The sequence below is a fragment of the Pseudohongiella sp. genome (assembly GCF_011050365.1).
GTDB lineage: Bacteria > Pseudomonadota > Gammaproteobacteria > Pseudomonadales > Pseudohongiellaceae > Pseudohongiella.
Map to the genome: position 1 here is coordinate 104291 of NZ_DRFV01000010.1, position 12464 is coordinate 116754.

11 protein-coding genes are annotated in these 12464 nt (G+C 56.6%); 4 read left to right on the forward strand and 7 right to left on the reverse strand.

Features of this window, described 5'->3' with window-relative positions; translation table 11 throughout:
- The first annotated feature begins 7 nt into the window (after nucleotides 1-7).
- Entirely contained in the window at nucleotides 8-250 is a 243-nt protein-coding gene (locus tag ENH71_RS09140; RefSeq protein ID WP_294133977.1) for a hypothetical protein, read from the forward strand.
- Here ENH71_RS09140 and ENH71_RS09145 read toward each other — a convergent pair.
- From ENH71_RS09145 to rdgC, 3 genes are all read right to left on the reverse strand, one after another.
- Complete coding sequence (locus ENH71_RS09145) at nucleotides 205-3414, reverse strand: efflux RND transporter permease subunit (protein WP_294133970.1); 3210 nt, start codon at nucleotides 3412-3414, stop codon at nucleotides 205-207. The two genes, ENH71_RS09140 and ENH71_RS09145, sit on opposite strands and share 46 nt — an antisense overlap.
- Nucleotides 3414-4499 carry an efflux RND transporter periplasmic adaptor subunit gene (locus ENH71_RS09150; protein ID WP_294133967.1) on the reverse strand — a complete coding sequence of 362 codons (1086 nt, stop codon included), beginning with the start codon at nucleotides 4497-4499 and terminating at the stop codon, nucleotides 3414-3416. The genes ENH71_RS09145 and ENH71_RS09150 overlap by 1 nt, the downstream gene beginning before the upstream one ends.
- Nucleotides 4500-4585: 86 nt before the next feature.
- Nucleotides 4586-5500 carry a recombination-associated protein RdgC gene (gene rdgC / locus ENH71_RS09155; RefSeq protein ID WP_294133966.1) on the reverse strand — a complete coding sequence of 305 codons (915 nt, stop codon included), beginning with the start codon at nucleotides 5498-5500 and terminating at the stop codon, nucleotides 4586-4588.
- Between the two features lie 185 nt (nucleotides 5501-5685).
- Between rdgC and ENH71_RS09160 the strand changes: the two genes are divergently transcribed.
- From ENH71_RS09160 to ENH71_RS09170, 3 genes are all read left to right on the forward strand, one after another.
- Nucleotides 5686-5850, forward strand: a complete 165-nt coding sequence (locus ENH71_RS09160; protein WP_294133965.1) for a hypothetical protein — start codon at nucleotides 5686-5688, stop codon at nucleotides 5848-5850.
- 174 nt (nucleotides 5851-6024) lie between these two features.
- Nucleotides 6025-7239, forward strand: a complete 1215-nt coding sequence (locus ENH71_RS09165) for an MFS transporter (RefSeq protein WP_294133963.1) — start codon at nucleotides 6025-6027, stop codon at nucleotides 7237-7239.
- Between the two features lie 221 nt (nucleotides 7240-7460).
- Complete coding sequence (locus ENH71_RS09170; protein WP_294133961.1) at nucleotides 7461-7967, forward strand: DNA-deoxyinosine glycosylase; 507 nt, start codon at nucleotides 7461-7463, stop codon at nucleotides 7965-7967.
- Nucleotides 7968-7994: 27 nt separating this feature from the next.
- Here the strand turns inward: ENH71_RS09170 and ENH71_RS09175 are convergent, their stop codons facing one another.
- The 4 genes from ENH71_RS09175 to ENH71_RS09190 all read right to left on the reverse strand — a co-directional run bounded on the left by ENH71_RS09175 (nucleotide 7995) and on the right by ENH71_RS09190 (nucleotide 12392).
- Complete coding sequence (locus tag ENH71_RS09175; protein WP_294133958.1) at nucleotides 7995-9473, reverse strand: glycosyltransferase family 2 protein; 1479 nt, start codon at nucleotides 9471-9473, stop codon at nucleotides 7995-7997.
- Complete coding sequence (locus ENH71_RS09180; protein ID WP_294133956.1) at nucleotides 9466-10572, reverse strand: HEAT repeat domain-containing protein; 1107 nt, start codon at nucleotides 10570-10572, stop codon at nucleotides 9466-9468. The genes ENH71_RS09175 and ENH71_RS09180 overlap by 8 nt, the downstream gene beginning before the upstream one ends.
- Before the next feature lie 69 nt (nucleotides 10573-10641).
- Nucleotides 10642-12024, reverse strand: coding sequence for a YaiO family outer membrane beta-barrel protein (locus tag ENH71_RS09185; RefSeq protein ID WP_294133954.1), 1383 nt, complete (start codon nucleotides 12022-12024; stop codon nucleotides 10642-10644).
- 2 nt (nucleotides 12025-12026) lie between these two features.
- Complete coding sequence (locus ENH71_RS09190) at nucleotides 12027-12392, reverse strand: response regulator (RefSeq protein ID WP_294133953.1); 366 nt, start codon at nucleotides 12390-12392, stop codon at nucleotides 12027-12029.
- Nucleotides 12393-12464: the final 72 nt, after the last annotated feature.

Here is a 12464-nt window from a genome sequence, read left to right on the forward strand (position 1 = left end):
CAACATCATGAAATTCGACGATATGTTACTTGATCCGGCCAGCGCCTTTGATTCACCTGACCAGGTCGTGAGCGACGCCCAGCTCAGTGCGCAACAGAAAATTCAGCTTCTGCGCCGCTGGGACGACGACGCCCGGCAATTGCTGACCGCACAGTCGGAAGGCATGAATTCAGGTGACAGTGCTTCAGATATCCTGAAACAGGTTCAGGAGGCACTGGCTACGCTGGGCGCCGGGGCCTCGGATACCTGATGCCCCGGGCCGAACCTTGCCAATATCAGCACCAGCAGCGCCGGTAAAAACGTCACTGTCACGATTGCTGCGCCAACCAGACCAAACAGGACAATGGCGCCGACACCACGATAAAGTTCGGTGCCCTCCCCCGGCAGCAGCACCAGCGGTGCCAGACCACAAAGCGTGGTCAGTGTAGTCATGGCAATCGGGCGCAGACGCGAGTCGACCGCTGCCGCCACCGCATCAACAACCGCCACATGCTTTTCTGCCAGATTTCTGCGTGCCTGGTCTACCACCAGAATCGGGTTGTTCACCACCGTTCCCATCAGGATCAGGAAACCCAGCATGGTAATCATGTCGAAGGGCTGGCTGATCGGCTGTAGCCCCATCAGGGGGAGCAGGCCACCGACCAGGTTCATCAGCGCAAGCCCGACGATGCCGCCGGCCACACCCAGCGGAATCGTGGTCATGATCAACAACGGATAACCCCAATGGGAAAAGATTGCGACCAGCAACAGATAAACAATCAGCACCGCAATCAGGAAATTGCCCATCAGGGCATCACGCGTTGCGTTAAGCTGATCACTGGCGCCTGACAGACTGACATCTACCCCTGTCGGCCAGTGCCCCTCATTCTGCAAGGCCTGAATCAACTCTGTACGCACCATCTCCACGCCCGTCTCCAGCGCAATATCATCGGGCGGGATGATATTCAGGGTTACCGTTCGGCGCCCGTTGACCCGGCGCACGGTACTGGTATCGACGGTTTCCTCGATGGTGGCCAGTGACGACAATGGCAGGCTGCGGCCGTCGCCCGTGCGCAGCAACAGCCCGGGCAGATCGGCCAGCATTGCTGCCTGATCGGCGCCGCGATCGCCGTAAAGGTAGAGATCTACCTTGTCATCATCGAGGAAAAAATCATCGACGTAAGCCCCTTCGGTCAGCGCAGCCACGGTGAAACCGATGGCATCGCCGGACAATCCCAGTTCGGCAACACGCTGCCAGTCAGGCCGGATCTGCACCAGAGGTTGCGCCAGATTCAGGGCTGACGGCTGGGACTGGATTCTGGGGTTGTCAAATACCTCGCGCGCCCGGTCATATGCCAGGTTGGCAGCGGTGTAGACAGATACCAGGTCGGGGCCGGAAATATCCATGTTGATGCTGCGGGTTCCGCCATCATTACTGGAAATAATCGAGCCTTTGGCAGCAAATGCACGCATGCCGGGAAAGGTCTCGTAGTAATCGGTCAGGGCCGTCATCAGCGCCTCGATATGGCGTGGATTAACCGTCTCCGCAATAATGCGGATACCGGTGGCCGTTATCGACAGATTCAGTGAGGTGATGGGCGGGATTTCGGTTTCACCGCGCTCGAATGCACCCGGATCAGCATTGACGTGCGGCAGCATGTGTTGGCGAACCTGCTCACCGATCTCGGCCATGGCTGCCAGGTTATAACCCGGCGGTGCACTCATGGAGGCAAACGTCTTCGCCTCCTCGCCTTCGGGCAAATACTCTGCCGGCGGTGTCAGTACCAGAATAATAAAGCCGCAGGCAAACACCGTGCTGCCAATGACCAGCAATCGCCGCACCGGTCGCTCTATCAGGCCGCGTATGGCGTTGCTGGCAAACGATAGTGTGGCCCCCGGCGCAGATCTGTCGGTAGCCCCTGTCTGCTGCCGGCGACGGAAAGACGTGGGAGAGAAATCCAGCCGTGCACTCAAGGTCGGAATCACGAAGATGGCAACAGCCATCGACACCAGGATGGCACTGGAGATTGCAATGGCCACATCGGAATACAGTTGCCCCGCCTCCTCCTCAATGAACAGAATCGGCAGAAACACCAGCACGGTGGTCATGGTGGATGCCAGCACCGCGGGCCACACTTCACGGACACCTTCGATAGCCGACGCAAATCTGTCCAGCCCCTTGCGTCGAAACCTTTCAATATTTTCCAGCACCACAATACTGTTATCAATGGTCATGCCGATGGCAAACGCAATGCCTGCCAGCGAAATCACGTTGATGGTGCGCCCCGTCAACATCAACCCCAGAAACGCCGCCACCGCGCACAACGGTATGCCAATGACACCAACAAACGTGGCATTGACCGAGCGCAAAAACAGAAACATGACCAGCGTCGCGAATATTGCGCCGATACCAAGATTGGTCCACACATTGCCGATTGATGCCTCGACATATCGGGTATCATCTGTGCTCAGTTGCAGTATCAGGCCCGCCGGTGCCAGGACGTCCCGATTTATCAACTCAACCTCGTCCATCATGGCACGCTTGATCGCCAGCACATTGGAACCGCTTTGACGACGCACCTGCATACCCAGCACCGGTTCGCCATCGTAAGTCGATATTTCCCTGCGTCGCGCCTGTCCCTGACTGATGCTGGCGACATCTGCCAGGCGCACAACTGCATCGCCCTGCCGCAAAAGCACCACGTCACCCAATTCATCCCGGGACTCGAAGCGACCAACTGTGCGCAGCAGATAACGCCGCTTGCCGGCCGTCAGTTCGCCACCGGAAATATCCTGATTACGGGCCAGAATTGCATCACGCACATCCAGTACACTCAATCCTCGCTGCGCCAGCGCAGAGCCATCCACATCCACCTGTATCTGACGATCCGTACCACCGCCCACCGACACTTCCGAGACACCCGCCACGCTTTCCATCAGAGGACGCACCCGATCTTCGATAAAATCCTGCATCCGTTCGATATCAATGTCTGCCGGGTTGCCGGGCAAGGTCCCGACGCGGAAGTACATGAAAGCATTGGACGAGAATGACGCCGCCACGATACGTGGCTGGTCAACATTGCGGGGATAGGAGGAAACCTGACTCAGGGCGTTATTGACCTGAATCATGGACTCGACAACATCGGTGCCAAAGGGGAATTCCAGCTCAATCTGTGCCGAGCCACTGCCCGCCGAGGCCACCAGCCGGCTCAGATTGGGCACATTGCGCAGAAACCGCTCCTGCTCGATCAGGATATCTTTTTCGATATCCTGCGGCGTGGCGCCGGGCCAGCGCGTTTCCACGCTGATGGTGCGCAGTTCCACATCGGGAATCATCTGCACCGGGATACGGGTCGCAGCAACGACGCCGATGACAGTGATGATCAAGGTGATGACGGTCACCAGGATGGCACGATTGACAACGCTGACAAACATCAGCGCTGCGCCCCGCCGACGCGCTCCACATCGATCCCCTGGCGCAACGACTCGTTGCCACGCGATACAATCAATTCATCGCCGCCCAGGCCCGATTCGATGTACACGCGGTTACCGGCGGTACCGGCCAACATCACGCGTTGCTCGCTGACGCTGTAGGTGTCACCGTCACCCCCGGATTCCGCTACCCAGACGGTCACCCGACCATCGGGATAACGATTAAGCGCATCACGGGGTACCGACAGCGCGTCGCTGTCCCGCTGAACAGTCAGCGTACCCTCCAGGCTCATGCCCGGATTCAGGTTGAACCCCGGTTCCGGCCGGGCTCGCAGCAGGAAGGTTCTCGCCTCGCCGCTGTTCACCGGCAGCCAATTGACAATAGCAGCCGGCCTGGCGTTGTCGCGTGTCGCACCAGCAGCGCTGACATGGAGTACGCTGCTGTCATTCAGCTTGGGGAATGCCTGTTGTGGAACCTGAAAGTCCAACGCCAGCGTATCGGTATCAATCAGCGTAAACACCGGCGTGCCTGGTTGCACCCACTCACCAGCATCTGCCCGGCGACTGCTGATGACGCCGGCGAAAGGTGCGGTAATGCGATGTCGGCGCAACCGCGCCTGCTCAATGGCCAGCGCGGCCTGTGCGCCAGCCAGCGCGGCTTCAGCAGTTGCCACTTCGCTCTGGCGACGGTTGACTTCGGTGGTAGCGATATTGGTGCCTGCGCCTACCGATCGGGCTTCATCAAGCACACGACGCGCTTCGGACAGCTCGCTTTCTGCCTGCTGTTGCTGCGCCCGCGCCTGCATCAGTGCCAGCTCTGACAGCTCCGCGTCGAGGGTCAGCAAGGTATCACCGGCAGCGACACGGTCACCCACATCAACCTGGCGCGTAAGCACCAGTCCGGCAATGGAGACCGAAATATCTGATCGGCGAAGGGCCGTGACGGAACCGGTTAGCGGTACTTCTTCAAGCATCGGGCCCCGAGTCACAGCCGAGAGTTCAACCCGGGGCAGATTCTGGGCGCTGGCCTGGCTCGCCATTGCCCATATAAGCAATGGCACCAGCCAGCGCCCGACAACTGAATGCATTTCATGCTCCTGTATCGAGTAAAGCAGGCTTGGCTGCGTTTATCGAGTCTACGAACCTGAAGCGCAATCGGACTAGTCAGTCATGGTCAGCCATCCAGCGTTCTGGCACCACCAAAGACATCAAACAAAGCGCTGAACAAGCCGGACAGGGTCAGCGTCATGACGGCAAAATCCTGGTCAAACTGCTGTGCCGCTGTTTCTGCATCCGCTTCCTGTGCTTTCTCCAGTACCATGTCTTCAAAGCGCAACCGACTGATCGTCAGATCGTCAGCAATGACGCAGCTGAGACTCTGATTCCACACCACACCGAGTTTCTTGACCTGCTTGCCCGCCTCCAGATGCACCCTGATCTCATCAGAGGTGAGATCCTGACCGGAACAGCGTATCGAGTTGCCATCTTCCGCCGGATTGAACAGCTCGCAGTTCTCGCTGATGTCGAACTGTCCCTCAGCCACCTGCGCCTCTAACCATCGTGTCATCACGGAGCCCGGTGCCTGCTGCACATCGGCGGGCACCACCGGCATCGAACCCAGGCTCTCGCGCAGCCCGGAGATCAGCTCCTCAGCGGCACTGGCACTACTGGTATTGATAACCAGCAATCCGGCCTGGCTATCGATATAGGCAAACACTTTGCGGGTGCGGGAGAACGCCTGCGGCAACAGCGCGGCAGTGACGTCATCCTTGATCTGCAATTTCTCCTTGCGATAAACCTTGCGGCTTTGCCGGGCTTCCAGTTCTTCGACTTTTTCATTGACGACATCGTTCACCACCGAGGCCGGCAGCAATTTCTCATCCTTGCGGGCACACACCATTATGAAGTGTCCCATACTGTGGGTCAGCGCCTCTTCCTCTTTGCCCAGCGGACTGATCCAGCCAAAGCGGCTGCGCTCAAAACTGCTACAGGGTTGAAACACAAACCCGGACAGTTTCTTGTCCAGCTCGTCGGCAGACAACTCAAACGGCCGGGTAAATTGATACAGGCGGACATTCTTAAACCACATGAAACTACTCCCTTCGATATATCAGCGCTGCATTGTACCGAATCAAATCGAATGACGAAGCGGTAATTTTCATATTTTTTTTATTACCCATATTGACTTTCAGAATAATAGGCATAAAATTCCCCTCCCTCGCGACTGACCAAACGTCAGGTTGCGAAGATAAATCTTTTTTCAGGCACGGTCTCATGATTATTTCACCAGACACAATGCGACATCGCTATGCGCTGTCCACCACCAAACCGGTTTCCACACCGGTGGTGCTGTGCTGGGCGTCATTCACAGGTATGCCTGTGCGTAGCCAGCGCATTGCGCGCAACGGTGAAATGGAGCAGGAGGTCTGCCAAACGTAGTTTGTAATTAGTGTCAGCTTTACAAATAAAGTTTAACGAAGGCCTCTGAGTTTCCAAAAATTCAGAGGCCTTTTTCTTTGTCTGAAAAAAGCCATAGCCAGACCCGGCGGTAACGCCGGGAACAACAAAAAGGGATAGTAGTGCGGGCCTCAGGGGCCAGCGAAGGAGTGTATTGTGGTTAATAAACTGCAAAGAAATATCAATATTGTTTACGCATTGGCGTTCTTTCACATGTTTTTGCTAATTGTGCCGGTGCTGGTGCCATTTTTTCAGTCCAAAGGCCTGAGTCTGTCGGAGATCTTCTACCTGCAGGCGATTTACGCAGGTGCGATTGTGGTACTGGAAGCCCCGTCGGGCTATTTCGCCGACATCATGGGACGCCGGCTGGCGCTGCTGATCGGGGCACTGGCGCACGGCCTGGGGTTTTTATGGCTGAACTTTGCTGACGGCTTCTGGGGCCTGGTGATTTTCGAGCTGATACTGGGCCTTGCTGTCAGTATGCTGTCAGGCGCTGATCTGGCGTTGCTGTATGACAGTGAACGAGCGTTGGCCAATGACGAGGGCGAACACGCGCAAAGCCTGTCGCAACTTGGCTTTACCAAGTCGCTGGCGGAAGGACTTGGCGCCCTGTTCGGCGGTTTGTTGGCGATGTGGTCGTTCGACGCCATGGTGTTGATACAGTCATTGACTGCCTGGGTCTGTCTGTGGATGGCATTTCTTGTTGTTGAACCCCCGGTTGACAACGCCGCCGAGCCCGGCGATCGTGTCGTCAGCCTGAGGGATATTTACCAGCATGTCGCCAAAGGTGATCGTATCCTGCGCATGGTATTCATCGCACTGCCGGTATACAACCTCGCCACGGTGCATGTGGCATGGCTGATACAGCCATACTGGGACAACATGGGGTTGTCGCTCGCCCTGTTCGGAGCGTTGTGGTTCGCGCAAAGCCTGACCGTAGCATTGGCCAGCAAATGCGGGTATGTTCTGGAGAAAACCAGAGGCGCGGTATTTGCTCTGGTGGTGATCGGGGTACTACCGGTGATCGGCATCTTCGGCATGGCCTGGCTGGGTGGCTGGGCCGGCGTGGCACTGTGTTTTATGCTGTTCTTTTGCCGCGGTCTGTACCAGGTGATTCTGGCCAACGCTTTGAACCGGCGGATTCCCGGGCGTTTCCGCGCCACCGTGAATTCGCTGAACAGCCTGTTGTTCCGATTCGGGTTTATCCTGACCGGCCCGTTTGTCGGCTATCTCGCCGACATGCATGGCATCAGTACCGCGCTGAACCTGTTGGGAGTCTGGTCAGTGCTTGCCTTCGCTGTGATCATGTGGCCGCTGATTCGTGCGGTCAAGTTGCTGGAGGCGAACAAGGTCGGCGTTCAGCGCAGCTAACGCGTTTAGCTGCTTGCAAACCACATTTAAGCCCGGGGTTGTCCTGGCTTCAGTGTGGTTTGCGGGATGCCATAACTATGAATACTGTTCAAGTGGATTGACTATAACAGTGGGTTGACTACAACAGAGGGTTGACTAACCCGCCAAGGTGACAAAATGATGCGTGTTCTGAGACCAAGCATGGCGGATCCGCGGCTGTCGAAAATTCGCGGGCACCAGCCGTGAGCCATCGCATTCACAGTTTCGCGCCGGTTGCTGGTGATGATGCCCGGGTGTTGATTCTGGGCTCCATGCCGGGCGTGGCATCATTGCGTGCGCAGCAATACTATGCGCATCCACGCAACGGCTTCTGGACAATTCTCAGTCGGCTATTGAATCTACCGGACAACTTACCCTACGCATCCAGGCTGGTGGCGTTGCAGGAAAATCATATCGCGTTGTGGGATGTGTTGCAGACCTGTACCCGATCCGGGAGCCTGGATTCTGACATAATTACATCATCCATCGTTGCAAACGATTTTGCCGGCTTCCTCAGCCAACATGACAGGGTCAAAAGAATATATTTCAATGGCGCCAAAGCGGAAACGGTGTTTTTGCGATATGTTCTGCCCACCCTGCCAGCAGAACGAGAGCACATACAGCTGCAACGGTTGCCCTCAACCAGCCCGGCGCATGCGGCCATGTCGCTTGCCGACAAAACCGACGCCTGGTCCGACATCATAAAGTAGCGTGGTTAACACAGCACCGCAGAGTTTTCAGCTGGCAGGTGGTTTTCCGGTCGGGCCCGGCTTAACGGGTTTTGCCGACTGCCCCAGTCCCGATCGGGTCATTTCGCCCCAGTTTTTTTTCTTGCGGATGAATTCCCACCAGCCCTGTGCGCGCCAGATATTATTGAGCTGGCGATAACCAAAGTTCTCAATAAGAACAATGGCTATCAATTTAAGCAGGTCTTTGGCCCTCGGAATCCGATGCAAGGCCACCTCTTCCAGTATCAGCGCGCCGGCGCTGACAAAAATGCCGAAGAAAAATGTCAATGCCAAAAAGGCGAGTGCGAACGCCGGGTTCAGCATGCCGCTGAACCACAACAATGGTACCAGCACATAACCCAGCACCTCGACCAGCGGCGCAATCACATCAATCAGCAATGAGAACGGCATACCGATGACACCAATCCGACCATAACGTGGATTCATCAGTAGTTTGCGGTGTTTGAAAAACGTCTCCAACGCTCCGCGCTGCCAACGCCTGCGTTGTCGCGACAGAATTGTCAGGTTCTCGGGCACTTCAGTCCAGCATACGGGTTCTGCTACCGATACCACTTCGTAAGGGATCCTGTTTTCCCGGTGGTAACGATGCAGGCGCAGCACCAGCTCGTAATCTTCACCGACAGTATTGACATCATAGCCGCCGGCAGCGAGCGTGGATGAGCGGCGGAAAATACCGAAAGCTCCGGAGATCATGATCAGCACTTTCAGCTCACTCATGGCAACCCGGGCAACCAGAAATGCGCGGGTATACTCCACGGTCTGCAGCAATGGAATCAGCTTATTGGACAACCCTACCCGGGTCACCCTGCCACCACGGATATCACAGCCATTGGCAACACGAATGGTGCCGCCCACCGCAATCACCTCCGTCGGGTTACTCAGGAAAGGCTGCACAGCATGCAACAACGCGTCGGATTCAAGCATGGAGTCAGCATCGACGGCACAAAACAGTGGGCTGCGCGAGACATTGATGCCTACGTTAAGCGCATCGGCCTTGCCGCCGTTTTCCTTGTCAACAACAACCAGGTTGTTATACCGGCCCGACTGATAAACGCGACGGATGGGTTGGTGCGGTGCCAGATTATCGTATGCCCGAAGGCTCGGCCGGAGATCAAAATTATCGATGAGTTTCTGCAGCGTATCATCCTTCGAGCCATCGTTGACCACAATGACCTCAAAATGCGGGTAACGGATACTGAGCAGTGATCGGGTACTTTCAACAATATTCATGCTCTCGTTGTACGCCGGCGCAATCAGCGATATCGGAGGCGCCCCCGGTGCCCGTTGTTGCCACAAGGTTTCACGGTTTTGCGTCTGATCCTCGCGGCGCATGCTACCACTGGCTATCAGTAACTGAATCAGTACTACCAGGTTTTGTGCCAGACCGACCGCAATAACAAAACCCACCACCCATTCGGCGCTGCCGTTAAGTGCACGCAGAAACAGCGTCGTGATCTGTTCAAGCATTCAACACCTCCTGCGCCTCAGTGTACTGGCGCAGTCCGTTTTCATCCAGAATCAGCGCCGCCATTCTTGCACCGCGACCGAATCCGCCACAGCCGGTATAGGTGGCCCGTACCTGCAGCACGACGATGCCGTCGTCACCCAGTTTGAACAATGCTTCAGCGGCACGAAAACGAACCCACCAGTTGCGATCATCCACCAGAAAATTCAGCGCCGACAGACACTCCTGCATACCAATGCGGCCAGCCGCCTTGGCTGCGACCGCGCGCACCTGCCAGCTCATATCAGACAGGCCGCGCCGGACTGCGTCGCCAGCGGCAGGATGCTGCAGGGCAGACAATGCGCGCAAGGCGGCTGCTCTCACTTCTGCATCTGCATCCCCGGCATAACGCAACAGCACGCCCAGCACCTGGTAATCGCGGGCGTCGACCATGGCTTCTGCAATAAGCAACTTTTCGGTAATGCCAAGGTTACTGTGCGCAGCCAGAGATATCAGGTGAGCAGGCGAGACCCTGGCAATGTCACGGAACAACGTGCGCACATCACGTGATTTTGCCGCGATGGAGAATTTGAGTTTCTCCATCAGAACATCCAGATCTGGCAGTGCATCAATGACCAGCAAGGAATCGGCTGCGGCGATGCGGGTTTCTTCATCCGGGTCATTCAGCGCTTTCAACAAGGCTTTTTCAGTTTTTTTATCGGGGAACATTTGCAGGGCGGCAGCGGCCAGGTGGCGCTGGCGACTGCGGCCCCGGGCCAGATCCTTTACGCACTCTTTTCTGAAGCTGATTCTGCGCAACAACTCCGCCAATCGGGTGCGCTCTTTACCGCGCACCAGATGAAACAGGTCAATTGCAAGTTTGCGCAATACCGGCTTGTCACGACGGCGAAAGTCGAGCAGATTCTGCAGGTCAGCCTGATCCGGCTCGCTGTCATCCAGCATGTAACGAAACAGGATCTGCTGAATAGCTTTCCTGACCTCACTGTAACGTTTGGTCCTGTACTCATCTATGGCACGTCGAGCCACCAGCACCAGCAATATCAGCAGAGAAGCGCCAGCCAGCGCCCATGTCGCCAGCCATATCAGCTCCAGCAGGTACATAACACCTCCCGCCTGCTGCTTACGGCAGCCCAGGTGAGCCCATCAGACCAAAGGCGAACATGCATGTTATTAATACCGGTAGGAGACACTGAGCCCGTAGTTTTCGCGGGAATACGAATTGCGCCTGTCATAACGGCCAGCGTTAAAGCGCAGCGCGACACCCGGCGTCGCTTGCCAAAGTACATAGGCATTGCGCGAGCGGGTGTCAGTGGTAATACGATTTTCGGTCTCTGCACCGTCGGCAATACTGGCACCAACCCTGAAACGGCCGCTGAGTTGCCAGTTGAGGCCCAGCATCCAGCTGACGCTGGTGTCGCTGTCTTCGTCACGCACCAGGCCCAACCCGGGTGTCAGCCAAAGCGCAGTGCCGGCGACGTAGTGCTCCAGATCAACACCCAGCCGCGACACCGTCCCGGTCCTGTAATCAGCTACTTGCAGCGATGGGGTGAGCAAAGTGGGTCCTACGTAGTCATTGCCTTCATTCAGGCGAACAGATACAGCACCGCGAAGCCGGTAGCGGGCAGAAAATTCACTGTCACCACTGATTGCTGCGGAGAGTTGCCAGGGCAGCGCACCCTGCTGGTTACCCAGCCATCCCGCCTCGAATACGGTATCCCGGTTATCAAACCGGCGGTTGTTTTCCGCCCTGAGATAATACGTACTGTTGAGACTGCGCTGACGTCGGTACTCAATGAACTGATCCCGCCAGTGACTCAGCGCAACATCCCGAAAGCGGCTATTGTCAAAACCAACAATCAATTCGTTAACCGGACCGGGCGGGCTCAGCGTACGTTCAACCCGCAGCCTGACATCAACATGGTCCGGTGCCAGCTGCGCCGCAGCCGCCAGCGCCTGCCGGGCCAGCTCATCCTGGCCCTGAGCGGCCCTGGCATCATAAAGCCCGATCCACGACTCCAGATCATTGTCATCAAGCATTCCTGCACGCTCAAAATACGTCACTGCCTGCCCCGGCCGCTGTTGATACAGCGCAATCCGGCCGGCCAGGTTCAAGGCCTCTATATTGTCCGGATGCTGCTGCAGTACCTCTGCCGTCTGCTCTGCGCCTTCGGCGAACAGGCCTTGAAAAGCACGCACCCTGGCACGGGCCAGGCGCAAACCTGTATCTTCGGGGTTTTGCGCCAGGGCCTCTTCCAGCAAGTCCAGCGCTTCGCTGTAGCGCGCCTGAAACGCGATCACCATGGCCAGCAGTGTCGCCACTTCGGTTTTATCCGGCGGAATCGGGTAAGCGACACGCAGAGTTTGTTCGGCGGCCTCAAGCTCTCCGGCGTTGCGTTGCGTGACAGCCTGCTGAATGAGTTGGTCATAGTCCTGCGCCTGCAGGCTTGCTGACCCCAGACAGGCAAGCACAATGAGTAGCCATCGCGCCACAGGCACCGATACCTTGCTTTGGCAGCAGGTGCCCGCAGGCGTGGCGGCCAATTCTGATTGCATGGTCATTTCTTCAGTGCCCGTTCAATACGAAATAATAATTCATCTGGCGAAAATGGCTTGATCACGTAGTCGGTGATGCCCTGTTGCAAGGCCTCGATAACATCCTCCTCGCTCCATTGCGAAGCCAATACCAGAATGGGGATATCGCGACAGACGGCATCCTGCTTCAGGACTTTCACGATTTCATGAGCATTACGCCCCGGCATCTGATAATCCAGAATCACAAGGTCGGGCGGTGACGCCAGGATCTGCTCCAGCGCCTCTTCGCCATCGTTAGTGCTGCGCACGAGGTAAGACTTCCGCTCCAGACGGAACCGCAACAAATCAATCAGCAAAGGATCGTCATCGGCAATATAAACGTTAACCATCAAGCTGCTCCTGAACACTCAAATCCCTGACTGTTTATTGTAACCGCCAGCGTCAGTCGATGATACCGCCCG

Excerpts from the sequence above, each read along its gene's own strand:
- ENH71_RS09185 (WP_294133954.1), bottom strand. The coding sequence starts at position 12,024 with ATGCAATCAGAATTGGCCGCCACGCCTGCGGGCACCTGCTGCCAAAGC.
- rdgC (WP_294133966.1), bottom strand. The coding sequence starts at position 5,500 with ATGTGGTTTAAGAATGTCCGCCTGTATCAATTTACCCGGCCGTTTGAG.
- ENH71_RS09180 (WP_294133956.1), bottom strand. The coding sequence starts at position 10,572 with ATGTACCTGCTGGAGCTGATATGGCTGGCGACATGGGCGCTGGCTGGC.
- ENH71_RS09150 (WP_294133967.1), bottom strand. The coding sequence starts at position 4,499 with ATGCATTCAGTTGTCGGGCGCTGGCTGGTGCCATTGCTTATATGGGCA.
- ENH71_RS09190 (WP_294133953.1), bottom strand. The coding sequence starts at position 12,392 with ATGGTTAACGTTTATATTGCCGATGACGATCCTTTGCTGATTGATTTG.
- ENH71_RS09140 (WP_294133977.1), top strand. The coding sequence starts at position 8 with ATGAAATTCGACGATATGTTACTTGATCCGGCCAGCGCCTTTGATTCA.
- ENH71_RS09175 (WP_294133958.1), bottom strand. The coding sequence starts at position 9,473 with ATGCTTGAACAGATCACGACGCTGTTTCTGCGTGCACTTAACGGCAGC.
- ENH71_RS09160 (WP_294133965.1), top strand. The coding sequence starts at position 5,686 with ATGATTATTTCACCAGACACAATGCGACATCGCTATGCGCTGTCCACC.
- ENH71_RS09145 (WP_294133970.1), bottom strand. The coding sequence starts at position 3,414 with ATGTTTGTCAGCGTTGTCAATCGTGCCATCCTGGTGACCGTCATCACC.